The sequence below is a fragment of the Neorhizobium tunisiense genome (assembly GCF_039631515.1).
GTDB lineage: Bacteria > Pseudomonadota > Alphaproteobacteria > Rhizobiales > Rhizobiaceae > Neorhizobium.
The window spans coordinates 235,005-259,885 of the sequence record NZ_JBDIUU010000004.1 but is presented as its reverse complement, the minus strand read 5'-3'; the positions used below and the strand labels follow the sequence as shown (position 1 = coordinate 259,885).

The window sequence follows — 24,881 nt, the reverse complement described above, 5'->3', positions numbered from 1 at the left end:
ATGGATAGTTTGTCAGTGAGGATGTCGACCAGACTGCGTCAGAGCCCGCATGGGGACAGTCCGTCGGTCATTTATGAGCAAAACCCTGTAACATTGTATCCCGCCCATGTTTTGACCTCCTCCGAGCCGACGGCAGCCGATCCTCAATGGTCGCAGGTTACCGTCGACGCAGGAGGCGGGATTGGTCCTACCGGTTTCGTTCCAACTGAGCGGGTCGTGACAAAAAAGCTCAGCGGCGAGAAAATCTCCCAAAGAGACTTCGCGGCGCTTTGCGCGTCCGCCTGCTCGTCCTTCTCGGTTGATCTGTCTTACATGCTCGCGCTCGCTCGGACCGAAACTCGGCAGTTCTGGAAAGGCGTGGATATTGCGGCCGAAGTCTATGACGGCGACGGTGCATGCGGTCCGTTTCAGTTCCAGCCGAAAACCTGGATAGGTCTAGCAAAGGAGATCGGCGTTTCACTGGGTGTTCGGCTTGTCGACATCCTCAGCCCTTCGAAACAGGCGGCGCTCGCCGCCTACACCGTGAAGGACGCGATTACACGTCACCAGGTCAGCTTCAATGGCCTGCCGAGCCCGGCTGAACTTTACCTCTACCATTTTTTCGGCTGGCCAGCGGCCATCAAAATATTGGCCGGCGCGCAGAGTGATCGGATAGATGCGCTTCTCATGGGCGTCTACAATGACAACGTGCGCGTCCAGAAGATACTCGAAGACAACGGCAGCCTGTTGCTGGCTTCCGGAACGCCGCGCACACTTGCAGGCGTCATCGACGAGGTTGCCGGGAGACTTCAGCAGTCCTACGAAGCGAACGTCGAGATTCTCAAAGACGCACCAGATTGGTGGCCACTCCCGCAAGCGCCACAGCAAGGCGGCGGTGCGGCGCCGTGGATTGATATCGGCAAAGCCGAGATTGGACAATCGGAGGTGCCTGGTCCGACCGGCAATCCAAAGATTGCGGAATATCTTTCAACCGTCGGTTTTGGGGCAGGGACGTCTGATGAGACAGCCTGGTGTGCCGCCTTCTTGTGCTGGACGCTGGTAAACTCAGGCGATGCGGCAGCGGCTGCAGCGGCCAAGGCGCTGCCGAACCGCAGCTTTGCCTCTGCCTGGCGAAATCTGCCGAAGATCGTCGTTGGTCCGGCGGTCGGAGCGATAGGCGTTACCAAGAGCTACTCGCGGGACACAACTGGTCACGTCGGCATCATCACCGAACTGAAGGACGGTGGCGTGATGCTACTGTCCGGCAACACGCGCCCACCGGGCGGCGGCGGGCCGGATTGCGTTTGCGAGAAGTTTTTTCCACTCGTTGACTTTGTAGACTTCCGTTGGCCGGCGTGACCAGTCACTACTCAACGGCCCAGCGCAAGGCATCGCTGCCATCCAGCCGCCAAAATCCGTTTGCGGTTGATCAGCCTTTGACCTGACAGCTTGTTGCTCCGGAACGTTGAGCCTTGAGATTGATGATTCCCTTGGATCGGGAACGGTTTCAGCATTCGCCAAAGGGACGCGGACACCTACATGCTCATCACCAAGGCGCAATATGTCCGCGCCCTCGAACCAGACGATTCTCGCGTTGGCCTCCAGCGAGCTTCAGGACTCGACTTATGCGGGAATCATGAGAGCTTTCTCACGTGCCCCGCAATTTTCCTCTCGGTTGAATTATAACAGTTCCCGTTGATGCGGCGTCCACCTTTGGGTGCGGTCTCGGGTGGAGCCGGCAATATGCCTAAAAACATTCTCACCTTTTCCGATGGTACCGGGCAGGCAGGCGGCCTTCTTCCCGACGAGCGCCGCAGTAACGTGTACAAGCTTTTTCGGGCAACGCGTTGCGGTCCCGATTCACGCGTCAATCCAGAGGAGCAACTGGCGTTCTATGACACAGGCCTGCGCTCGGCTTCCGACGCTGAGGATGTCAAGATCAGCTTTGTCCGGAAAATTTATAACCTACTGTCACAAGCCACGGGCTTCGGCATCATCAAAAACATCATCGACTGCTACACGGCCATCTTGCAGTCGTGGGAACCAGATGTGCCTCTTCGGCTTTAGCCGTGGGGCGTACACTACACGGTGTGTCGGCGGCGTCCTAGGCCAATGTGGTGTGCCCACAAAAGGCGCGGACGGCGCGAAGCTCAAGCGAGATCCAAAAGCGCCCGCCGGATCGCAACGGAGGCGGTCAAAGACGTCTATCAACACGGTTCCGGCCGGCGCGATGAAAAATTCAAACGGCAGCGGCAGGAACTGGCTGCGCGCTTCGCACGAAATCTGTTTCGCAGGACAACGCAGGTGAAGCGAACGCGGTGCCATATTTCTCGGAGTATGGGATACTGTAGGCGCGCTAGGCATTAACCGGCTACAGCAGATTATAATGCTCGCCGTTGCTGCGTTGCTTGTGGCCGTGCTCTCCGCCTTGTGCTGGACGGTCATTCCCTGGGAAATTGGAGTCTGGTCCTGGATAACCCTCTGCCTTTCGGTGATCGGGTTCGGTTTTGTGATCTGGTATGTGATACTTGTTAAGCGATTTTACAGCTGTTGTGATGTAAGCCATATGGATACTGCCAGAAGATGCGGATTTGTCATCCGTCGGCATGTGGAAGCGCAGGCCCGGCGCCCACGTTCGGCGGGAAGAACGGCGCTTAGATATGTGTCGTCTGCGCCGCGTTGATCGATGAGATGAAGCTCCTAGTACGTTCCTGTCTCGGATCGCCAAAGATTGCCTGCGCGCTGCCGGATTCGACCACTTTCCCGCTCTCGAGAAAAACGACGTGATTGGCGATCCGGGAGGCAAGTCGCAGGTCGTGCGTCGCCATCACCATCGTCGTTCCCTCGGCTGCAAGCCGGCCGAGCACATCGATGACCTCGGCGGACAGTTCGGGATCGAGAGCCGAGGTCGGTTCGTCGCAGAGCAGAACCCGGGGCGAAGGCGCGAGCGCCCGGGCGATTGCCACCCTTTGCTGCTGTCCGCCGGAAAGCTCCGACGGCCAGGCATCCGTTTTATGCGCCATTCCCACCTTGGTGAGGAGTTCGCGGGCGCGGCGGTGGGCTTTTTCGTGCGGCCATTTCAGAACGGTCGTCAGCCCTTCCATGACGTTCTCGATCGCAGTGCGATGCGGGAAGAGCTGGAAGTTCTGGAAGACCATGCCGGTCTGGCGTCGGATCTTCTGGATCGATTTCCAGCCGATCTTCATGCCCGGCTCGAAGACGAGCTTTTCGTCGCCGATACGGACGGAGCCGGCCGTCGGGATCTCCAGGAGGTTGATGCAGCGCAGCAGCGTGCTTTTGCCGCCACCCGAAGGACCGATGAGCGCGGTGACGCTTCCTTCGGGGATGCCGAGGCTGATGTCCTTCAGGATGACCGCGTCGCCGAACCGCTTTTCGATGTTGGAAAGCTCGATCATCGGTTTGACTCCAGCATGCCGCCATAACGGGCGAAGCGTTTTTCCAGCCTGTTCTGCAATGACGACAGCACCGAGCTCAAGGCCAGGTAGATCAAGGCCGCCTCGATATAGAGGATCAGCGGCTCATAGGTGGTCGCGACGATCCGTTGGGCGGCCTGAAAAAGCTCCGGCACGGTGATCGCCGCGGCAAGTGACGTATCCTTGACCAGCGAGATGAAGGTATTCGAAAGCGGCGGCACGGCGACGCGCGCCGCCTGCGGCAGGATGGTGCGGCTCATCGCCTGACGCCACGACATGCCGATCGAATAGGCCGCTTCCCACTGCCCTTTTGGAACCGAGGAGATGACGGCGCGGATGATCTCGGAACTGTAGGCGCCGATATTCAGGGTAAAGCCGATCAGCGCCGCGGGGAAGGCGTCGAGCAGGATGCCGATGCTCGGCAAGCCGTAGAAGATCACGAAAAGCTGCACCAGAAGCGGGGTGCCGCGGATCACCCATACGTAGAACTTTGCGATCAGCGCGAGCGGCGCCGGACCGAACAGCCGGGTGACCGCCGTGATCAGGCCGAGGATGAGCCCGAGCAGGAAGGATAACAATGTCAGCGGCACCGTAAAGCGGATGCCCGCCCATAGGAGGGTCGGAAGTGAATCCGACATCAATTGAAGCCAATGCGGCACGACGTGATCCTCAAAAAATGATACGTCCGGCGCGGGCGCCGGACGCTATATCCATGTACGTCAAGAGCGGGAACTGGCGGCTACTTCGAGACGTCCTGCCCGAAATACTTGTCGGAGATCTTCTGGTAGGTACCGTCGGCCTTGATCTCCGACAATGCCTTGTTGATCGCGCCGAGCAGTTCCGGTTCGCCCTTGCGGATGATGATACCGGAATAATCGGCATTGTCCTGCTGCGCGGCGATCTTCACCGGCGCGTCGGGTTTCTGCTTCTTGAAATCGAGGAAGGAGAGGCTGTCATTGATCGTCGCGTCGGCGCGACGTGTCAGCACGAGCTGGATCGACTGGTCGAAACCGTCGGTGCCCACCAGTTCGGCGCCTGCTTGTTCGGCGATCTTGCCGAAATTGCTGGTCAGCGACTGGGCGGATTTTTTGCCCTTGAGATCCGCGAAGCCCTTGATGTCGCTATTGTCCTGGCGAACGATCAGTACCGCCTTGGAAGCGATGTAGGGCTCGGAGAAATCGTATTTCTGCTTGCGGGCTTCGGTGATGCCGACCTGGTTGATCACGGTATCGTAGCGCTTGGCATCGAGGCCGGCGATAAGACCGTCCCACTTTCCTTCCAGAAACTCGGCCTTGACGCCGATTTTCGCGGCAACGGCTTGCCCGATCTCCACGTCGAAACCGACGAGCTTACCGCTTGCGTCATGGAAGGTGAACGGCGCGTATGTTCCCTCGGTGCCGATCTTGAAGACGCCCGCGGACTTGATGGCAGCGAGATTTTCGCCGGCGAGAGAAGGGGTGAGGGCTGCCACCTGAATAAGGGCCGCCGCGACAATGGTTTTCAGCCGGAACATTTGGGTCATCCTTTCAGCAGTGCTTGCTGGCGACTAGATGCCAGAAAATAGGACGTCGCGATTGAAAGAAAACCGCGAATAAAACCGGCAAATGCAAATATTTTGCTCAAGTGGGGTGCCGGCATGCGAGCCTTTGAGGTGAGGACCGACGCCGGTGGCTGGTAACCGAAGAAGCTTCTGCCCTCACATACGGATGAGTGCAGGACTGCCAGTTCGCGCCGATCACCGTTCGTTTGGGATCGAGCGTCTCGAATTGTATCAGCTGGGCACCGGACGCTGTCTTCGTGATCACCAAATAAGATTATGACCGGAGCGTCTCGGAAACCTGGCCACGGTTATGGTCAGCAAAAGCCGGTCGGCTCCTCCATTCAAAGCACATGTTGCGCCATCGAGCTCGGGGTCAAACCCCTACAGCAGCTCGTATTTTTTCAGGATCTCTCTTATTTTCTCGTCCTGAGGCCCGTCTGGAAGCAGGGCGGGCTGTCTGCTCGCGCCAACTGACTTGTCCTGAAGGTAAAGCGAGCGCTTGACCATGGCGGGTGCAAATCCCAACGCATAAAGCTCCGTGCGAAAGGCGGTGTAGATCGCCTGCTGGCGCTCCGCTTCCGCGATGTCGCCGGAGTTGAAGGCAGCAAGGATGCCGGCGAGCACGTGAGGCAGGGCGTTCCCAAGGCCAGATATGCACCCTGCGGCACCGTTCTGCAGCGACCATAGGACGAGATGGTCCGGGCCGGAATAAACCTCGAACCCCGGGTTTTCTTTCGAGACCTCAAGGTAGGCTGCCAGAGTTTCCTGAGCGCCGCCGGAATCCTTGATGCCGGCGATATTGCCGTGCCCAGCAAGCTTTGCGGCCGTCGCCGGCTCGATGTGGTTCTGGGTCCGTGCGGGGATGTCATAAAGATAGACCGGTGTCTTGACCGCATCCGCCACCGTCGAGAAATGGCGGACCAATCCGTCTTGCGTGCAGGCGATAAAGAAGGGGGTGATGACGGCGATGCCGTCGACTCCGATCCGGTCAAACTCCTTGGCGAGCTGCACCGTCTCGAAAGTGGCCGGCATCCCGGCATTGACGATGACTTTCGCGCGACCCGCAACCTCGTCGACCACGTGTTCCGTCAGGCGGATCTTCTCTTCGTGGGTGAGGGCGGTGAAATCACCGTTGGTGCCGGCGCACATGATGTTGTTGCCCGCCGCCACCTGCCGGCGCACTTGTGCGCGCGTCGCCTCGAAATTGATTGTCTCGTCCTCGTTGAAACAGGTCACGAGTGCGACAAAGGCATTTCTGGTCATTCAATCAACTCCGCTTATCCGCCGTTTGGCGTTGTGTCATGCACGTTTGAGACGGGCTGCCCGGTGTTCGGCCTGAACATCCGGGTCCGGATCGAGGCTCGCCGCCAGGAGCGCTTTTGTATAGGCTTGACGGGGCGCCTCGAAAATCTCCCGGACCGTTCCCAATTCCACCACTTCACCCTTCTGCATGACCATGACGTAGTCCGCGAAGTCGCGGACCACGGGCAGGTCGTGGGCAATGAAGATGAAGGAGATGCCCATGTCCCGGCGCAGCTTGTCGAGAAGCGCAATGACCTGGGCCTGCACCGACACGTCGAGCGCCGACACAGCTTCGTCGCAGACGATCAGTTGCGGCTCGAGCGCGAGCGCCCGGGCGATCGCAATCCTCTGCCGCTGTCCACCCGAAAATTGGTGCGGATAACGGCTCAGGTGTTCGGTCGAAAGACCGACCTGCACCAAGAGTTCCGCGACCCGTTCCCGCCACCGGCGTTTCGGCAGGATATCGCGGTGGATGGCCCATGCTTCGGATATGAGCTGGAACACCGTCATGCGGGGATTGAGCGACTGGGTGGGATCCTGGAACACCATCTGAAGGTCGCGCCGGAGCTTGTAGAGTTCCGATGGCGAGAGCTGAAAGAGATCGCGCCCCTTCCAGTGCGCCGTGCCGGCATCCGGCTCGTCCAGCCTCAGGAGAACGCGGGCGAGCGTCGATTTGCCCGAGCCGCTCTCCCCGACGATTGCCATGGTCTCGCCTGCCCTGAGGTCGAACGAGACGCCCTTCAGCGCATCGAAAGAGCCGTAGCGTTTGCGTATGTCCCGGACGCTGAGCAGCGGTTCGCCCGAAAGTTGCGCGATGTGCATCTCGCCTTTTCCCGGGGCGGCGCCGATCAGCTTTTTGGTATAGGGATGGGTCGGGTTCTTGTAGACGTCGCGTACCGTGCCGCTCTCGACCAGCTCGCCTTTCTCCATGACGACCACGCGATCGGCGGTTTCGGCCACCACGCCGAGATCATGGGTGATGATTAGCACGCCCATGCCGGTTTCCCGCTGCAGTTCCTTCAGCAGCGCCAGCACCTCGGCCTGGACCGTCACGTCGAGTGCTGTGGTCGGCTCATCGGCGATCAGCAGATCGGGCCGCAGCGCGAGCGCCATCGCAATCATCACCCGCTGACGCTGACCGCCGGAAAACTCGTGCGGATATTTGCCCATGGCGCCTTCCGGGTCGGGAATGCCCACCCGCGTCAACAGGCGCACAGCTTCGCTCCTGGCGGGTCCGGCCTGCATCCCGTGGGTCGTCATCGCCTCGCGGATCTGCCACCCGACGGTATAGACGGGGTTCAGATGGCTGAGCGGGTCCTGAAAGATCATGGCGATCCGCCGTCCGTTTGCCTCCCGGCGCGCTTGCGGCGGCATGGTCAGCAGGTCCTTGCCGTCGAGCAGGATCTGCCCGGCACTGATCCGGCCGGGCGGCAGGTCGATGAGGTTCATGATCGCGGCGGACGAGACCGACTTGCCGGATCCGCTTTCCCCGAGGATCGCCAGCGTTTCGCCGCGGTCGAGATGATAGGAGATGTTGCGAACCGCATGCACGACGCCGGTGGCCGTGTGGAACTCGACCGAGAGGTTGCGGACTTCCAGCAAGTGCTCAGCCATTCTTTCGGCCTTTCATTTCCAGGCGCCAGCGCTGAACCGGATCGAGCGCGATGCGCAGCCAGTTCGACAAAAGGTTCAGCGACAAGGTGGTCATGATGATTGCGAGCCCCGGCCAGAACGAGAGCCACCAGGCATTGGTGAGATATTGGCGCCCCTGCGAAATCATCAGCCCCCAGGTGATCGCGGGTGGCTGGATACCTATGCCGAGGAAGGAAAGGGCGCTTTCAGCCAGCATGACATAGGCGAAATCCAGCGTCGCCAGCGTGGTGAGCGTCGGGAAAACGACCGGCAGGATATGACGGAACAGGATGCGCTTTTGCGAAGCGCCCATCACGCGTGCCGCCTGCACGAACATTCGCTCGCGAATCTCCAGCACCTCGGCACGGGTGGTACGAAGGTAAACGGGGATGCGGGTGATCGACAGGACGGCAACCAGGTTCAGGATCGAGGAGCCCAGGAGATAAAGGACGATCACCGCGATCAGCAGCGAGGGGAAGGACATGATCACGTCTGCCAGGCGCATGATCACCTGTCCGACGCGAGGTGATGAAAAGCCGGCGACGAGGCCGAGCAGCGTGCCGGTGATCGACGACAGGATCACCGCGCCGGCGGCGACCATGAGCGTGTTTTGCGTCGCGACGATGATGCGGGCGAGCAGCGGCCGGCCGAGAGCGTCGGCTCCCATCCACCATACCCATTCACGGCTCCAGTCGAACGGCGCGAGGTTGCGGCCGCGGAGGTTCTGCTTGGTGGCGAGGTCGCCGAGCCAGGATGGCCCGATCAGGGCGAGCACCACGACGACGAACAGGAAGATCACCGCACAAAGCGCGAATTTATCGGCCCAGAGCATGCGCGCCATGCGGACTGGGAAGGGCGGCTCGTGGGTGATTGTCGTATCGGAAGTGGAAACAGTCATCGTTGCGCTCCTCAATGACGGATACGCGGATCGAGAAGCGCATAGGCAAGGTCGATCAGCAGGTTCATGAGGAAGATCGCCAGCGCGGTCACCAGGATCGCGGCAAGGACAACGTTGAAATCCCGTTGCAGGATCGAGTCGATCATCAGCTTGCCGACCCCGGGGAAACCGAAGATCGTCTCGACCACCACGGCGCCGTTCAAGAGGCTCGCCGCCTGGTCCCCGATGACGGTGATGACCGGCAGCATGGCGTTGCGCAGCGCGTGAATGAAGATGATCGGGCCGGCCTTGACGCCTTTTGCGCGCGCCGTCTTCACATAGGCGGAGGATAGCGCGCCGATCATCGAGCCGCGTACCACCTGTACGATGATGCCGAAGGGACGGACGAACAGCACGGCGATCGGCAGGATCCAGTGCAGGATCGAGCCGGTGCCGGAGGTCGGCAGCCATGCGAGGTTGACGGAGAAGACGACGATCGCGACGATGGCCAGCCAGAAATCCGGGACCGAAGCGCCAATGAGTGAAATGATCGAGGAGAGCCGATCGAAGAAGCCGCCGGACCGGAACGCTGCGAGTGAGCCGACGACGATTGCGGCGGCCGTGACGAGCGACATGGTGATCACGGCAAGCCAGAGCGTCCACACGAAAGCTTCGGTGACGACATCCAGCGCCGGCCGCGCCTTGCGAAGCGATTCCCCGAGATCCCCGGTCAGCACGTCGCCGACATAACGGCCGAACTGCACCATCAGCGGATCGTTCAACCCGTGAAGCTCGCGGAACTGCTGCTTCATTTCGGCGGAGGCCTCGACGGGCAGAAAGAGAGCGGCCGGATCGCCGGTCAGGCGGGACAGGAAAAACACCAGCACGAGCAGCCCGACCAATGAAACCAAGCTCGCCACGGAGCGCTTACGAATGAAACTGAGCATGTCGCCCTCGACTATTGTGGCGGCGGATGGGTACCCGCCGCCCTTTGATCGTGATCGGAAATCGGTTTCCGCTGATTATTTGATACCGATCTCGGACAATTGCAGCATCGAATTCGTGGCGATGGTCGGCTTGAAGTCGATGCGGGGCGAAACGCGCGAGAAGCCGACCATGTGGAAGAGAAGGCCGTCGGCGACCACGTTGTCATGCAGGTAGGCGATCAGCTGCGACCAGAGCTTCGCACGCTCGTCGCCGACTGCCGCCGAGGCCCGCTTGATCAGGTCGTCGACCTTGGGATCGGAGAAGCCCGACTGGGTGCCCTGCGAGGCATATTTGAAGAACATGGTGAAGGACGGGTCGCCCTTGGAGTTGTCGTGCATGGCGGCGACGATGATCGGGCCACGACCTTCCTTGAAGGGCTTGGAATAGTAGCTCTCGTGCTCGGCCACTTCGACAAACTTCAGATCGACCTTGAAGCCGACTTCCTGGAGCTGCGATTGAACAGCTTCCATGATTTCGGTGACGTTCGGGAAGTTTGCCGTGCGGGCGATCAGCGTGATCGGCGTATCGACCTTCACGCCGGCGGCCTTGGCCTCCGCGAGAAGCTTCTTGGCGCCTTCGGGGTCATAGGGGAACACCTTGACGTCCGGGTTCCAGCCCTGCGTGGTCGGCGGAACGAGCGCCGTCGCGAGCACGGCACCATCCGGTACCAGCGTGCCGATGAATGCCTGACGATCGATGGCCAGATTGAGCGCCTTGCGAACCCGCACGTCGTTCAGCGGCTGAATGTTGTGGTCGAGACGCAGATAGACCGTCTCGCTGTCGAGATAGGAGAAGTCGGTCTTCGGATCGGTCGCATCCAGCTGCGAGATCGACGGAGAAAGGTCCGCTTCACCGGCCTTCACCATCGCCGCGCGCACGGACGGATCGGCGCGGAACAGATAAGTGGCCTCGGTCACCTGCGGCTTGGCGCCCCAGTAGTCGCTGCGGGCGGCCAGCACGATCTGCTGACCCGGCGTCCAGTTCTTCAGCGCATAGGGGCCGGTTCCGATCGGCTCGCGGATGAATGCCAGCGGGGTTTCTTCCGGAACGATCGTCACCAGCGACATCAGCAAAGGCAGGATCGGCTGGGCCGGGTCGGCCTTGAAATCGATCGTGTAGGGATCGACGACATTGGCGCTGATCTTCATGCCGCCGAAATAGCGGCGGGATTCGCAGGCGTTCTTGTCGCTCATCACGCGGTCGAAGCTGTGCTTGACATCCTTGGCGTCGAACGTCGTTCCATTGGAGAACTTGACGCCCTGGCGGAGATGGAACCGCCAGCTGCCGTCCTGGGTCTGCTCCCATTTTTCGGCAAGGCGCGGCATGACGCCCTTCTTGCCGCGGACATCAAGCTCGGTCAGGGTTTCGCTGACATTCTCCATGATGATACGACCGATATTGGAACGGGTCGCCATGCACGGCTCAAGCAGATCGGCTTCTTCGGGCAGCACGATCTTGATCGGGCCGGACCCTGCGTAAACCGGCGCAAGCGCAGATCCGAGGATCAGCGCAGTCATCATCAGCATCTTCTTCATGTGGTTCACCTCCCAAGTGAATATAAATTGATCAGGCACCGTTCCGATCGACCTGCCGTAGCCCGGTGGATGAACGGCTGATTTGATGATTGGCGAGCCGACCCGTAAAGGAGATCGGTGGCGACTTCGGAGGCTCTATCGTGGGGTGCTCGAATCTTCGGCTGAAAATATCTCCCGACGGCAGGGTCCCGTAATTCGCTGCACCGCGATCGCCATATTCCTCCTGTGCTATCTTCCTTAAACCATGTTCTGTCCCGCATACTTTGTCAAATTGTTTTGCTAGGTTATTCGTCAAGAAAAAATGACGATAAAAATTATTGTTTATATACAGTCGGTTGATGCCTATGTTGTGCTCGGAGTTGGCAGTATGCGCACTTTATAAAACTTGACAACTTGGTGTTTCTGGTAATTCTCGGTGCCGAGAGGAGAGCTTTATGAGCCCTGACGAAATAGCGGCGGCAATGACCGGTGTGGTACGAGTGGTGGCAGCCGAAAGGCACGAAGCCTTCCTGCCTTCCCCCATGGTGCAGAACCATGCAAGCTTCCTGCATCTCCTGGCCGACGGCGCGCTGATCTGCGCCTGGTTCGGCGGTTCGCTGGAAGGCAAGTCCGACATATCCATCTTCGCGTCTGTCCTCCTGCCGGGCTCCGGCCTCTGGGGACCGCCCCAGAGACTGAGCTTCGATCATGCGCATTCCGAGCAGAACCCTGTTCTGTTCACCGCGCCCGATGACCGGCTCTGGCTTTTCCATACGTCACAGCCTTCCGGTAACCAGGACCAATGCCGTATCCGCATCGCCGAGATCCGGCGCGATCAGAACGACGCGACAAGGCTGACATCGGAGGCCGGCCGCTACCTCGATCTGCCGCAAGGGTGTTTTGTCCGGGCTCCGCTGACGGTGCGGGATGACGGCGCATGGCTTCTGCCGATCTTCCGGTGTGTTCAACGCCCGGGCCAGAAGTGGAACGGAAGCCATGACACGGCGGCAATCGGGATATCGAGCGATGCCGGGCAAACCTGGCACCTCGAAGAATTGCCGCAATCGATCGGCTGCGTCCACATGAGTCCTGTCGCCTTGCCGGCGGGCGGTCATGCGGCGTTTTTCCGCCGCAGGCAGGCGGATTTCGTCTACTGGAGCGAAAGCGCCGATGGCGGCCGATCCTGGTCGGTGCCCGAGGCGACGGATGTGCCAAACAACAATTCCTCGATCGCGGTTATTCGGTTGAAGGACGGTCGGCTTGCGATGATCTGCAACCCGGTAAGCGCTGCCCAGTCTGATGATCGCCGCGTTTCGCTTTACGACGAACTCGGTGAGAGCGACGAAAGACCCGATGCCGATCCGACGGGCGGCTGCGTGCCCGTTTGGGGCGTGCCGCGCGCGCCGGTTTGCGTCTGTATTTCGGATGATGGCGGGTCAAGCTTTCCGGTCCGGATCCTGATAGAAGACGGGCCGGGCACCTGCCTGTCCAACGATTCCACCGATGGCCGGAACAAGGAAATGTCCTATCCATGGCTTCTGGAAACGCCGGACGGGGCGTTGCACATCGCCTATACCTATCACAGGCGGGCAATCAAATACGTGAGCCTGGCTGCGGGCTGGGCAGACGCGACTGACGGGAGAGTTTGATGAGCAATATCATCGGTATCACCATGGGAGACCCGTGTGGCGTCGGTCCGGAAATAACAGTCAAGGCGCTGGCCGAGATGTCTGATGCCGATCGCTCCGCAACGCGGGTCTACGGCAATCTGCCGACGCTGGAGGCGGCGCGCGATGCGGTCGGGGTCACGCTCGACCTCACACCTTACGTCGTTGACCTTCCGGTCGAGGGCGCGCCTCTGCCCTGGGGGCAGCTGTCGGCGGTCGCCGGCGATGCGGCGTTCCGCTTCATCGAGCGCGCCGTACGCGATGCCGAGGCTGGTTCGATCGGCTGCATAGTCACCGCGCCGATCAACAAGGAAGCGCTCAATCTCGCCGGCCATCACTATGACGGCCATACGGGCATGTTGCGCAGCCTCACCGGTTCGGCAGCGGCATACATGCTCCTGGCGTCCGATCGCCTGAAGGTGATCCACGTCTCGACCCATGTGTCGCTGCAGGAGGCTATCCGGCGCGCCACGACGGAACGGGTTCTGGCGACGATCCGCGCCGGTGACGCGCATCTGAAGCGCATCGGCTATGAACGTCCGCGCATCGCGGTTGCCGGCATCAATCCTCATTGCGGTGAAAACGGCCTCTTCGGCACGGAGGACGACGATCAGATCGCGCCGGCCGTCGCGGCTGCCCGTGCCGAAGGCATCGAGGTTCACGGTCCGATTTCCGCCGATACGGTTTTCCACCGGGCCTATTCGGGGGCCTTCGATCTGGTCGTCGCGCAGTATCACGATCAGGGCCATATCCCGATCAAGCTTGTCGCCTTCGACACGGCCGTCAACGTCTCGGTCGACCTGCCCATCGACCGCACCTCCGTCGATCACGGCACCGCGTTCGATATCGCCGGCAAGGGTATCGCCAATCACGGCAACATGAATTCTGCCATCGCCTACGCGCGCAAGCTCGTGGCGGGGGTTCGGTAAGGAAAACGTCATGGCCATCGCACCCATCACACTCCACCAGCCGCTACGCCTCGCCATCGGTGCCGGCACGATCAGCCAGGTTGGCGTCTGGGCCGGCGATGTCGCCTCGACCCTGGTCATTGCGACGCCGATCACGGCGGGCTTCGCTGACCGTCTCCGGCTACCGGGCCAATTTTCCGTATTCGACGCCATCCCGGGCGAACCGGATACCGCGACGCTGGATGCCGCGCTGGATGCCGCCCGCAGAGCCCGCCCGCAACTGATCGTCGGACTTGGCGGCGGATCCGTATTGGATGTCGCCAAGCTTGTCGCGGTGCTGTGGGATTCCGAGCAGACTCTCGAAGACGTTGCCGGCCCCAATCGCGTCGCCGGTCGCCGCACGCGACTTGCCCAAGTCGCGACCACGGCGGGTACAGGCTCGGAGGCCGGGATCCGCTCGCTCATCACCGATCCGGTCAAGCGAACCAAGATCGCGGTGGAAAGCCCGCATATGATCGCGGATTTCGCAGTGCTCGATCCTGAACTGACCTATTCGGTACCTCCGGCTGTGACGGCCGCGACGGGTGTCGATGCCATGGCTCATTGCGTCGAAGCCTTTACCAACCGCCGCGCCCATCCGATGATCGATGGCTTTGCCCGGATGGGATTCGGGCTTGTCGGCCGATATCTGGCGCGTGCGGTAAGGGACGGGCAGGATACGGAGGCCCGCGAAGGGCTGATGCTCGCTTCCTACTATGGGGGCATTTGCCTTGGCCCGGTCAATACCGCGGCCGGCCATGCAATCGCCTATCCGCTGGGGACGCGGCTCAACTTGCCGCACGGTCTGGCGAATGCCATCGTTTTCCCGCATGTACTGGCTTTTAATCAGCCGGTCGTTGCCGCGAAGACTGCGGAAGTGGCCGTGGCTCTGGGCCTCGGCGACAATCTCTCCTCGGGTGAATTGTGCTCGTCCGCACACGACTTCTGCGAAGCGCTTGGCATCCAGATGTCGCTTGCAGCACATGGCGCCAAACAGGACGAGCTTTCCCTCTATGCCGCTGAGGCGCATGCCATCCGGCGGCTGATGGATAACAACCCGGCCGAAATGAGTGTCCGCGATGTGCTGGGGATCTACGAGGCGGCATTTTGAAGTGACGATCGTCCGGCTGCAGGCGCCGGACGCCCCTATCTCCAGTGGGGCGCGTACAAGTTTCACCGCTGCGACGATTGAAACAGGCGCTCGCGTGAGCCCTTCAAGTGGTCCAGCATCAACTGGCGCGCAGCTTCCTGGTCTCCACGTGTGATCGCATCGGCGATCGCCTCGTGCTCGCCGAATACCTTTGCCAGCCCGGTCGCCTCTCTTTTCACGGAGGCTCCGTGGAATTTCATACCCACGGCAATGTGATCCTTCAGGGCTTCCATCGCCGTGAAGAAGTAGTTGTTCTGAGCCGCCCGCGCGATAGCCAGATGGAACTGATAGTCGGCGTCTTCGCGATGGGCCTGGCGGTTCGTGGCATCGCGCAGCAATTCCAGGGCCTGCTTTATAGCCGCCAGGCTTTCCTTGTCGTGACGCACTGCCGCCGCGGCGGCGGCGGCGGGCTCGATCGTCATGCGAAACTCATAACAGTTGAGGAGATCGGCGACGTTCTCCAACTGGCCGAAACCCAGCGGCTCGCGGAGGCCGAGTGCCCTCACAAAGCTGCCGGCACCGCGTCTCGAATAGATCAGTCCCTGCTCGCGCAACCGTCTCAGCGCTTCCCGAATGACTGGCCGCGACACTTCGAATTCGTTGGCGAGCTCATGTTCGGTCGGCAACCGTTCATCCGGCCTGTATGCCCCCGACTTGATCGCGCGCAACATCCGTTCAAAGACGATATCGGGAAGGCCCTTGCGGGCAGTACCGCTCTCAAGCCCCATCGTTCAACCCTTCTCGCCCATGGCTATTCTCGAGATCTCAGATAATGTCCCTGGCGTGCCGAATCCGCCGGATTTGGCGATGATGCATTGGCCATCGATATAAGCCAAGCCAAGGCCCGGCAGACATTCTCCGAGAAGCTGGAATCTCGAGACCTTCATTGCCTTCAAGACGGCCTCGGCAGTCGCGCCGCCCGACAGAAGCAGAGTGGCGACCGGCGCGGTCATGTCCGGGACTATGCTGGCCGCCAGCCTGTCCGATACCAGAAGCGGCGGATCGTCCTTTGCATCCGGCGTGGCCTGAACCAGCGTCACGGAATGCTGTAGCGGTCCGATCCTCTCCGCACGCCCGTTTGGCGCGGCAATATAGTCAAGCACGACCGCCTGGCGCAGTTCTTCGACTTGCGCGAGCGTGATAGGGTCCCTCGACCCGATGACAAAAAGGGCAGGGCCGGGTTCAGGGAGGGCCGGTTCGGCGACTTGGCGACCGGTCATGTGACGAGCCAGCGCCTCGGCGAGGCCCCTGGCGCCGACAAGAAGATCAGCCCCGGCCTCGCGGCCAGTTGCCAGGGCCGCAGACATGTCCGCTTGTGAAAGCGTATCGGGAATGATGGCGCGTTCCGCATGAACGCCAAGCGCATTGGTGACGCTCAGCGGCTTGTCCAGGCCAAAACCTTCGATATGTCCCGCTCGTACGTTCCGTCCAAAATCAGGTATCGCAGGCGCGACGAGAGCAAGTTGAAAAGGCGTCGCGTCGAGTTCGGCGGCGATATTGCCCTTGAGACGGGAATCGATCTTCTTGAACAGAACGATGTCCGATGGCAGGGACGAGAGGGCCGCGGCGGTCGCCTGCCGCGCAGCCTCCGCCTCGACTTCACGAGATCCGAGGTTGACTGAAAGAACCGCCGGCCTCAGCTGCAGGACCGATACGATAGCCTCGGCACTCAACGCAATCTCGGTATGCAAACCCCTGCCGGCAAACGGCGCCGCGCAATCAAGCGCGCCGGTAAGGTCGTCGGCGAGAATAACCAGCATATTGGACCACATAATCTGTTGTTATCTTTTTGAGCGAAATTTGCTTATATTGTCAATTGGCTAACTGGCGTATTTGACAAGTTTCGCCCTCGATCGCCTGCCGGGGAAGGGTCGACCGTGATAGCCTGAGTGAGCGACTGCAGCCAAATGTGGATCGATCTTGGTCGGCCTTGGCCCCCGCTCCAATCTATTCGCGGTTTTTCAAACTTTGGCTCGTTGCAATAGCCGCTCTGAAGGCAAGCTCGGCGGCCAGGCCCAGAGAGCTGGCTGAGCGGGCGACGGCTGCCTGAGCGACCCTTTCGGGCTCCGCGATTTCTCGCAACGGCATACCGCCTTGTTCAGCCCGGCAGCCAGCCCGCGGCGAAGGGATGATCTGCGGAAAGCGGCAGGCGTACGATCTGGCTTTCCCTTGCGGAGGCATAGATCGCCGTGACAAGCTCGATCGAATGATAGCTTTCCTGAAGCGACGGCAGATAGAGGTCAGGTGCGCCGGTGAGGCGTGCATGGACATCCGCGAATAATCCCGGAAATCGTGGAAGCACGTCGGGTACTTCTCGAGTTGCCGCATCGATCTCGGGCTGCCGCGACGGGTCGGTGGCTTCGAATTTCCACGGACCTGCCCCTATCTGGTAGGGCTCTGCGCCCGATGTAACCGTGACATGCTCGAAACACATTCTCAGCCGCGAGCTATTTCCGGCTGCACCCAAGGTGACTGAGGACGTGATCAGCGCGCCCGTTGCAGTGCGCATCGAAAGTACGGCGCAATCTTCGGTCTCGATGGGATTGACGCGGGTATCGAGGAAGGCGGCAACCTCCACGACATCTCCCACGAGATGAGTCGTCAGATTGTGGATATGACAGGCATGACTGACGAGCACGCCGCCGAGCTCGCCTTTCCAGGTGCCCCGCCAGCGCTCCGCGTAGTAGTCAGGTCCGCGTTGCCAGTGTGTCTCCAGCGCCACCACGTAAGGCCTGCCCAGAAGCCCGCGCACCTTCAATTCATGCGCAGCCCGGTAGCCGGCGCCATAGCGATACTGGAATACGGGAAAGACCTGCCGTCCTGTGCGTGCGGAGCACTCAGCGATCCGGCGCACCTCGGCAATCGAACCCGCGAGAGGTTTCTCGCAGACGACGTGTTTTCCGGCTTCGAGTGCGGCAAGCGTCATCGGCGCATGCAGTTGAGGCGGCAGGCAGATATCGACCAGATCCACGAGGGGGTCGGCGAAGACCTGGTTGATATCTGGAACAGCCCGACTGCCTGGAGCCTGTTGCGCCGCGTCCTCAGCGCGAGGCAGATTGAGATCGCAGACGTAACGGACATCGAACAGATCAGCCAATTGCGCATAGGCGGCGATATGAGCCTTGCCTATGCCCGCGCCGATGACGGCGATACGGATGCGCTCCGTCATCGGTCTGCGTTCTCTTCCGCGACGAGTTGCGCCTGCAGCCCCAACCGGGTGGCCAGGAACGCATGGGACTGGGTCATGGCAGTCTCGGTTCGCCTTTCCAGATCGGCAACCAGGCGGGCGAAGAACGGTTTTCCGGCACCTCTCGCCTCGAACCGCTGCACGCCCGACTTGTCGACCAGAAAGACGTGGTCCTGGCCGTCGTGGCCGGCGATATCGATGTATTTGCGCAGTTCGATATAACCTTCCGTTCCCAGAATGGTCATCCTGCCATCGCCCCAGACGGGAAGACCGTCCGGCGTCAGCCAGTCGACCCGGGCATAACCGCGCCCGCCATTGCCTTCCAGCAGCACTTCGCCGAAATCCTGAAATGCAGGCCGATCCGGATTTGCGACATTGGCCACGTGGGCCGAAACCACATGTGCCTCGGTCGATCCGGTGAAATGCAGGAACTGGTCGAATTGATGGGCGCAGATATCGGCGAGAATTCCGCCGCAGCGAGTTCTGTCCCAGAACCAGTCCGGTCTGAGATGGGCATTCAAGCGATGCGGTCCGAGCCCAACCGTCTGAACCACCTTGCCGATCCGGCCTTCGGCGACCAGCTGATCCGCCAGGGTGGCGCTTTCCACTGAGACGCGCTCGGAAAAGGACACGACCCAGCGTCGCCCGGTCTCCCCGACCGTGCGTTGGATAGCTGCCAGCTGTTCCAGGCTGGTACAGCCGGGTTTGTCGACCAGAACGTCCTTGCCGTGCGACATCGCCGCCACCGCGATATCGGCGCGTTCGCTATTGATGCCGGCCGACAGGACAAGGACGATGCTTTCATCGTCGAGGATGGCCTGCATCGGCCGGGCCGGCAGATCCGGATAGGTTTCCTGGAATCTCTTGCGGACCGCCTCCGGCGTCTCCTCGCCGGTTGTCCATGCAACGAGCGTGGCACCGGCATCCAGCATGCCGTTAATCATGCCGTAGATGTGTCCGTGGTCTATGCCGATGACGCCGATGCGAAGGTTAAAAGCCATGGGAACTACCTGTTCAGGCGGATGCCGCGCGCGCGAAGCATGGATTGGATGTTGACGAGCGAACCCGTCTCTATGGAAGCGTTGGCGGCTATGCCGGTGAGGATGGACCAGGCGCCGGCAACATGATCGGAGGCCCGGCCATAGGGGTCGGGCTGCATGTTTTCCGGGTCGAAGATATAACCCAACATGACCGGATCCGCGCCGCCGTGATCTCCCGCAGCCTTCGGAACGGCAAGCTGGCGCGGAGGCTCGCCGGCCAGGTGGTGTTCCGTGGTGATCGCATCTTCATCCGCATGGGCGCGTTTGCCGCCGAACACGCCATGAACCTCGACATGCCGATGGGTGATGTCGCCCCTGGTACCCTGGAACTTGATCTCCAATCCCTCCCACGGTGAATAGGCAGTCAGCGTATAATTCGCGGTGACGCCCGAGGCATATCGGACATGCGCCTGCATCGTATCCTCGATGCCGATCTCTTCGTCGAACACGCAGAGATCGCGGAAATAACCGTCTTCCTGCTCAGCCTCCACATAGAGTTTGCGCAGGTTCTCGTCGGCTGCGAGGTCGAGGCGGAAATCGCACTTGTAGGCGACGGGACAGTCGCTGCAGCGTGGCCCACGACCTGCGAGACCAAGTTCCACCGCCATTTCCGGGCGGTAAAAGACGCGGCGGCCGGAAGCCAGGACTTCGGTCGGAACGGTCCCCAGCCACCAGTTGAGAAGATCGAAATGGTGGGTGGATTTGTGGACCAGGAGACCGCCGGAATTCTCCTTCTGGCGGTGCCAGCGGCGGAAGTAATCAGCGCCGTGAACCCGGTCGAGATGCCAGCGAAAATCGACCGCCGTCACCGTGCCGATCGCTCCCGAGGAAATCAGCTCCTTGATCTGGGTGCGTGCCGGTGAATAGCGATAATTGAAAGTCACCGTGACCTTTCGGCCGGTGCGTGCCTGGGCGTCGACGATCTGCTTGAGACGGCCGAGATCGATCGTCAGCGGTTTTTCGCAGATGACATCGCAGCCGGCCTCGAAGGCACGAATAATGTAATCGGCATGCAGGAAATCTGGCGTTGCGACGACGACCGTATCTGGCCTCTGTTCCGCGATCAGGCGGTCGAAATCGGCGGCGAGGTAGGTGGCGACACCATTCGTTCCGGGCTTTGAGGCAGCTTGCGCCGCTTCGCCGAGACGATGCGCGTTGCTATCGCAGAGGGCAACGATCTCATGTCTGTCAGCGTAATCTTCAACAACGGATTCGCGGAACATCTGATGCCGCGAGCCGCATCCAACAATAGCGATCTTCACTGTACTTGGCTTTCTTTCTGGATGGGTTCGATGCGTTGACCTGCGCTATCGAAATAGTGAAGGTCGGAAAGGTCGAATCCGATGGTGACCGGGTCACCCATTCGGTAGGGCGTCCGCCCGTTGTCGGTGGCCAGCAGAACCTGGCCCGAAGACAGGGTGATGTGCAGCAAGGTCTCGCTGCCCAGGTATTCCACCAGCCGGATTGTGCCTTGGCCTGTGACATCGCCACTGCCGACACGCAGAGACGAGGGCCGCACGCACAAGGTCAGCGCCTGATCGTCGGTCGGAAGCTCGGCAATCGCAAAGTCAGGCATGCCGGCCACCGAGACAATGGTCCTGCCCGCTCCGCGCGTCGCTTTCGCCTGCAGCATGTTGATCTTCGGAGAGCCGATGAAGCCCGCGACAAAGAGGTTTTGCGGCCGGGTATAAAGTTCCTGGGGCGTGCCGAGCTGCTCGACCTTGCCACCCCGCAGGACCACGATCCGGCTCGCCATGGTCATCGCTTCGACCTGGTCGTGGGTCACATAGATCATGGTGGTGCCGAGGCGGGCGTAGAGCGAGGCCAGTTCCGCCCGCATCTGCACGCGCAGCTCCGCATCCAGATTGGAAAGCGGCTCGTCGAACAGGAAAAGCTGCGGCTCGCGCACGATCGACCTGCCAATGGCGACACGTTGCTTCTGGCCACCAGAAAGCTGGCGTGGCTTGCGGTCCATAAGCTGCTCGATCTGCAGGATGCGCGCCGCCTCCGCCACCCGCCGCTCCACCTCGGTGCGCGATACCTTGAAGTTCTGGAGACCAAAAGCCAGGTTCTTTCGCACGCTCATGTGGGGGTAGAGGGCGTAGCTCTGAAACACCATGGACAGTTCGCGCCTGGAGGCGGGCAGGTCGTTGACGACCTTGCCGCCGATCGAGACCGTTCCCTCGCTGATGTCTTCGAGGCCCGCGATCATGCGCAGCAGCGTCGACTTTCCGCAGCCCGATGGTCCGACGAGAACCAGGAACTCGCCGTCGTGGATGTCCAGATTCAGCCCCTGGATAATGGACAGCGCCCCATAGCGCTTGCCGACGTTTCGAAGCGTCAATCCTGCCATGCGTCTTGTTCCCTATTTCATTCCGGAGGTGGCGATGCCGCGCACGATGAGTTTCTGGAACAGGACGAAGAAGATGACGACCGGGACCAGTGAGAGGACCGACATCGCGAACATCTGGCCATAGGCGGACTGCCCTTCCTGGTCGAGGAAGAGGCGAAGTGCCAGCGGCACGGTGTAGCTCTTGATGTCGTTGAGGTAGATGAGCGGGGCGAGGAAATCCTCCCAAACCCAGATGAGCGAAAAGATCGCGGCCGTGCCCATGGCCGGCAGCGAAAGCGGCAATATGATTGCCCAATAGATCTTGAAGGGCGAGCAGCCGTCGATCATGGCGGCTTCATCCAGCTCGCGCGGCAATTGCCGAAAGAACTGCACCATCAGGAAGATGAAAAAGGCATCGGAGGCGAGGAAACGCGGCACCACCAGGGGCAGATAGGTGTCGACCCAGCCGAGGTTCAGGAACTGAACATATTGGGGGATGAGAACCACGTGATAGGGGATCATCAGGGTCATCATCATCAGAGCGAAGAAAAAGCTGCGTCCGGTGAAGCTCAATCGCGCGAAGGCATAGGCCGCAAACGAGCATGAGACCAGGTTTCCGATCACCGACAGGCCGGTGACGATCGCCGAATTCACATAGAAGACGGTGAAGGAGATCGGCAGGGCGTACCAGCCCTTGGTGTAATTGTCGAGCCGAAACTCGGAAGGCCAGAGCGTCAGGCTGCCAAAGATCTCGTTCTCCGGCTTGAAGGAGGAGGCGAGCAGCCAGAACAGCGGATAGAGCATGACGCAGGACACGATGATCAGGAAGATATGCTTCAGGATCCGGCCATTGCGGTTTTGTCTGTCGCGCTTCAGCCGCAGCTCGTGAGCTACGCGCGCGGCCTCGTCCATCTGGATGGCGAGCTCCAGATCAGTCGCGCTCGTTTTCATAGTGCACCCAATATTTGGAAGTGAAGAAAGCGATCGCGGTGAAGGTCGCTATGATGACCAGCAGGAACCAGGCAAGCGCCGATGCATAACCCATGCGGAAGAATTTGAAGGCTTCGTTGAACAGGTAGACCGTATAAAACAGCAGGCTGTCCGCCGGAGCGCCGGTGCCGTTGGAGATGATGAAGGCGCTGGAAAAGGTCTTGAAGGAATCGATGGTCTGCAGCACCAGATTGAAGAAGATCACCGGAGCAAGAAGTGGCAAGGTGATGCGGGTGAATTGCCGCCAGCCGGGTGTCCCGTCGATTTCCGCCGCCTCGTAGAGATCGCGCGGTATGCCGCGCAGACCCGCCAGGAAGATCAGCATGGGGGAGCCGAACTGCCACATGGCCAGCACGACCAGCGTATAAAGCGAGGTGTCGGGATCGGTGATCCACGAGGCTCCCTGAATTCCCACCATAGCCAGAACCTGATTGACGACGCCGTCGGCAGCGAAAAGCTGGCGCCACAGGATGGCGATGGCAATGGAAGCGCCGAGCAGCGACGGCAGGTAGAAGATTGCCCGGTAAAGGCCGATCGTGCGCAAGCCCTTGTCGAGCAGCATGGCGACGCCGAGAGCCATGATCAGGCGGGCGGGCACGGCGAGAGCGACATAGGTAAACGTCACCTCCAGCGCTTTCCAGAAGCGGCGGTCCCGCGTGAACATGTATTCGTAATTACCCCAGCCGATCCATCGGGGCGCGCTCACCATGTCATAGCGGGTGAAGGAAAGATAAAGCGACGCAAGGATAGGCCCCAGGGCGAGCAGGAAGAACCCGATCAGCCATGGAAGAAGAAACACATAGGCCGGAGCATTGCGTGCAAAAAAACGTCTCATCGAAACGACCTTGTTGTCGGAAGAGAGGCCCCGGCGGCGGAAGTGACCGGGGCCTCGATATCCAGCGCCTGTTACTGGGCGCGTTCGATGATCGCCTGGGCATCCTCGATGAAGGTGCCTGCGGCTTTCGCCACTTCCACCTTGCCAAGGACGACATCGGTGCCGATGCGCATGAAGGCGTCTCGTACCTCTCCGGCTCCCTTGGGCGCTGGCAAGGGCAGCGGGCCGACCTTGCTCTGGATCGCGGTGAAATAATCGACCGATAGCTTCTCCACCTCGGTGAGTTTCGGGGCCAGCGCGGCGCGGACCTTCGGCGAACAAGGGATACCGCGTTCCAGACCGAGAATTCCTGTAATCTCAGGATCGTTGACCCAGGCGTTCATATAGGCAATCGCGGCCTCCGTGTCCTTCGCGTCTCGGCTGAGAGACAGGAACATCGAGGGCTTGATGAACTGGCCGGGCTTGCCGCCCGCCTTGTGGGGCACCATGGCGGCACCGATCTTGTCCTTGGACACAGCCTGGATGCCGACCAACTGGTTGGACCAATAGTGCGACATGGCGGTGTCGCCGACGGCGACACCCGACTCGGCAATCGGCGGGTCGAGAATGACGGTCTTGTTCTTGTCGCGAACGACCCCTGCCTTGCGCAGATCAGCCCACATCTGCCACCAGCCGGTGACGTCCCCGACTGTCGCCGTGACCTTGCCGTCGGGACCGTAGAATTCGCGGCCGTTCTGGCGAACCCAGGATTCGAAGGTCTCGATCATCAGGGACAGATCGTCCGACCCCTTCATCTTGCCGCCGGATTTGGAGGTGATCTTTTCGCACACCTTGGCGAAATCGTCCCAGGTCCAGTTGATCAGGTCGGCATCGATGCCCGCTTCCTGGAAGGCGCGCGTATTGTGGACCATGACCTGGCTGTTCGAGCCGATGTTGAGGGCATAGAGCTTTCCATCGACCCTGCCGCCATCAAGGGGGCCCTTGTCGAAATCGGCGATCATCAGGCTCTTGCCCGCGAACTCATCGAGCGGCTTCAGGGCTCCGCGATTGACGTATTCGAACAGGAACCGGTAATCCATCTGCACGAGGTCTGCCATGTTACGGCCGGCGGTCTGGGTCGCCATTTTAGTCCAGTAGTCGCCCCAGCCGATCGTTTCGCCGGAGACTTTGATGCCGGCATTCTTTTTCTGGAATGTGTCGATAACGGCAAAGGTGCGCTTGTCGCGCTCCGGATTGCCCCACCAATAGTGCCGGATCGAGCGATCGGCAGCAAACGCCGGCATGGTCGGAAGCGCGGACGCGGCTGCCGCCGCACCCATGGTGCCCAATAATGCCCGTCTCGTCAGTTTGGTCATTTCGTCCTCCTCCTTCTGACCCGGAGCGCCTCATCGGCACCGGATGCGTTATGGTTGTTCATGGCTTGGCTGCATGCCGGCTCCTCCCGCCGGACATGCTCCATTCTTCCTCG

21 protein-coding genes and 1 pseudogene are annotated in these 24,881 nt (G+C 60.7%); 5 read left to right on the top strand and 17 right to left on the bottom strand.

The genetic code is table 11. The annotated features are described in order from the left end of the window. Both ABCW43_RS17515 and ABCW43_RS28850 read left to right on the top strand, forming a co-directional pair. Entirely contained in the window at window positions 1-1,338 is a 1,338-nt protein-coding gene (locus ABCW43_RS17515; RefSeq protein WP_345926701.1) for a CHAP domain-containing protein, read from the top strand. 339 nt (window positions 1,339-1,677) lie between these two features. Further along, window positions 1,678-2,287: pseudogene (locus ABCW43_RS28850) on the top strand (phospholipase effector Tle1 domain-containing protein). A gap of 346 nt (window positions 2,288-2,633) precedes the next feature. Here ABCW43_RS28850 and ABCW43_RS17505 read toward each other — a convergent pair. The 8 genes from ABCW43_RS17505 to ABCW43_RS17470 form a co-directional block, all read right to left on the bottom strand. Further along, entirely contained in the window at window positions 2,634-3,395 is a 762-nt protein-coding gene (locus ABCW43_RS17505) for an amino acid ABC transporter ATP-binding protein (protein WP_345926697.1), read from the bottom strand. After that, on the bottom strand, window positions 3,392-4,072 hold the full coding sequence (locus ABCW43_RS17500) for an ABC transporter permease subunit (RefSeq protein ID WP_345926695.1): 681 nt from the start codon (window positions 4,070-4,072) through the stop codon (window positions 3,392-3,394). The genes ABCW43_RS17505 and ABCW43_RS17500 overlap by 4 nt, the downstream gene beginning before the upstream one ends. Before the next feature lie 80 nt (window positions 4,073-4,152). Continuing rightward, complete coding sequence (locus tag ABCW43_RS17495; RefSeq protein ID WP_345926693.1) at window positions 4,153-4,926, bottom strand: amino acid ABC transporter substrate-binding protein; 774 nt, start codon at window positions 4,924-4,926, stop codon at window positions 4,153-4,155. Window positions 4,927-5,334: 408 nt separating this feature from the next. Further along, window positions 5,335-6,216 carry a dihydrodipicolinate synthase family protein gene (locus ABCW43_RS17490; RefSeq protein WP_345926691.1) on the bottom strand — a complete coding sequence of 294 codons (882 nt, stop codon included), beginning with the start codon at window positions 6,214-6,216 and terminating at the stop codon, window positions 5,335-5,337. A gap of 36 nt (window positions 6,217-6,252) precedes the next feature. Continuing rightward, window positions 6,253-7,869: an ABC transporter ATP-binding protein gene (locus tag ABCW43_RS17485; protein WP_345926689.1), complete on the bottom strand. Its 1,617-nt coding sequence runs from the start codon at window positions 7,867-7,869 to the stop codon at window positions 6,253-6,255. Continuing rightward, window positions 7,862-8,785: an ABC transporter permease gene (locus ABCW43_RS17480; protein ID WP_345926687.1), complete on the bottom strand. Its 924-nt coding sequence runs from the start codon at window positions 8,783-8,785 to the stop codon at window positions 7,862-7,864. Before ABCW43_RS17480 ends, ABCW43_RS17485 begins: the two co-directional genes overlap by 8 nt. Window positions 8,786-8,796: 11 nt before the next feature. Continuing rightward, on the bottom strand, window positions 8,797-9,711 hold the full coding sequence (locus ABCW43_RS17475) for an ABC transporter permease (RefSeq protein WP_345926685.1): 915 nt from the start codon (window positions 9,709-9,711) through the stop codon (window positions 8,797-8,799). Between the two features lie 75 nt (window positions 9,712-9,786). Continuing rightward, window positions 9,787-11,286, bottom strand: a complete 1,500-nt coding sequence (locus ABCW43_RS17470) for an ABC transporter substrate-binding protein (RefSeq protein ID WP_345926683.1) — start codon at window positions 11,284-11,286, stop codon at window positions 9,787-9,789. Window positions 11,287-11,720: 434 nt separating this feature from the next. Here ABCW43_RS17470 and ABCW43_RS17465 point away from each other — a divergent pair, with 434 nt between their 5' ends. The 3 genes from ABCW43_RS17465 to ABCW43_RS17455 are packed head-to-tail and all read left to right on the top strand — an operon-like array spanning window position 11,721 to window position 14,990. Next, window positions 11,721-12,914, top strand: coding sequence for a sialidase family protein (locus ABCW43_RS17465; RefSeq protein WP_345926681.1), 1,194 nt, complete (start codon window positions 11,721-11,723; stop codon window positions 12,912-12,914). Then, the gene (gene pdxA, locus ABCW43_RS17460; RefSeq protein WP_345926679.1) at window positions 12,914-13,861 is read left to right on the top strand and encodes a 4-hydroxythreonine-4-phosphate dehydrogenase PdxA; all 948 of its coding nucleotides are present in this window, start codon (window positions 12,914-12,916) and stop codon (window positions 13,859-13,861) included. Before ABCW43_RS17465 ends, pdxA begins: the two co-directional genes overlap by 1 nt. A gap of 10 nt (window positions 13,862-13,871) precedes the next feature. Further along, the gene (locus tag ABCW43_RS17455; RefSeq protein ID WP_345926677.1) at window positions 13,872-14,990 is read left to right on the top strand and encodes an iron-containing alcohol dehydrogenase; all 1,119 of its coding nucleotides are present in this window, start codon (window positions 13,872-13,874) and stop codon (window positions 14,988-14,990) included. 62 nt (window positions 14,991-15,052) lie between these two features. Here the strand turns inward: ABCW43_RS17455 and ABCW43_RS17450 are convergent, their stop codons facing one another. The 9 genes from ABCW43_RS17450 to ABCW43_RS17410 form a co-directional block, all read right to left on the bottom strand. After that, window positions 15,053-15,757 carry a FadR/GntR family transcriptional regulator gene (locus ABCW43_RS17450; protein ID WP_345926675.1) on the bottom strand — a complete coding sequence of 235 codons (705 nt, stop codon included), beginning with the start codon at window positions 15,755-15,757 and terminating at the stop codon, window positions 15,053-15,055. A 3-nt stretch (window positions 15,758-15,760) separates the two neighbouring features. Beyond that, window positions 15,761-16,789: a four-carbon acid sugar kinase family protein gene (locus ABCW43_RS17445; protein WP_345926673.1), complete on the bottom strand. Its 1,029-nt coding sequence runs from the start codon at window positions 16,787-16,789 to the stop codon at window positions 15,761-15,763. A gap of 338 nt (window positions 16,790-17,127) precedes the next feature. Then, the gene (locus ABCW43_RS17440; protein ID WP_345926671.1) at window positions 17,128-18,198 is read right to left on the bottom strand and encodes a Gfo/Idh/MocA family protein; all 1,071 of its coding nucleotides are present in this window, start codon (window positions 18,196-18,198) and stop codon (window positions 17,128-17,130) included. Next, window positions 18,195-19,217 (bottom strand): Gfo/Idh/MocA family protein, encoded by a 1,023-nt coding sequence (locus tag ABCW43_RS17435; RefSeq protein WP_345926669.1) that lies wholly within the window; start codon window positions 19,215-19,217, stop codon window positions 18,195-18,197. Before ABCW43_RS17435 ends, ABCW43_RS17440 begins: the two co-directional genes overlap by 4 nt. Before the next feature lie 5 nt (window positions 19,218-19,222). After that, the gene (locus ABCW43_RS17430; protein ID WP_345926667.1) at window positions 19,223-20,479 is read right to left on the bottom strand and encodes a Gfo/Idh/MocA family protein; all 1,257 of its coding nucleotides are present in this window, start codon (window positions 20,477-20,479) and stop codon (window positions 19,223-19,225) included. 35 nt (window positions 20,480-20,514) lie between these two features. Continuing rightward, a complete protein-coding gene (locus tag ABCW43_RS17425) occupies window positions 20,515-21,609 on the bottom strand; it encodes an ABC transporter ATP-binding protein (RefSeq protein WP_345926665.1) in 1,095 nt (364 codons plus the stop codon). Window positions 21,610-21,621: 12 nt separating this feature from the next. After that, the gene (locus ABCW43_RS17420; RefSeq protein WP_445738970.1) at window positions 21,622-22,500 is read right to left on the bottom strand and encodes a carbohydrate ABC transporter permease; all 879 of its coding nucleotides are present in this window, start codon (window positions 22,498-22,500) and stop codon (window positions 21,622-21,624) included. A 19-nt stretch (window positions 22,501-22,519) separates the two neighbouring features. Beyond that, window positions 22,520-23,413 carry a carbohydrate ABC transporter permease gene (locus ABCW43_RS17415; protein WP_345926663.1) on the bottom strand — a complete coding sequence of 298 codons (894 nt, stop codon included), beginning with the start codon at window positions 23,411-23,413 and terminating at the stop codon, window positions 22,520-22,522. Between the two features lie 71 nt (window positions 23,414-23,484). Next, window positions 23,485-24,768 carry an ABC transporter substrate-binding protein gene (locus ABCW43_RS17410; protein ID WP_345926661.1) on the bottom strand — a complete coding sequence of 428 codons (1,284 nt, stop codon included), beginning with the start codon at window positions 24,766-24,768 and terminating at the stop codon, window positions 23,485-23,487. Window positions 24,769-24,881: the final 113 nt, after the last annotated feature.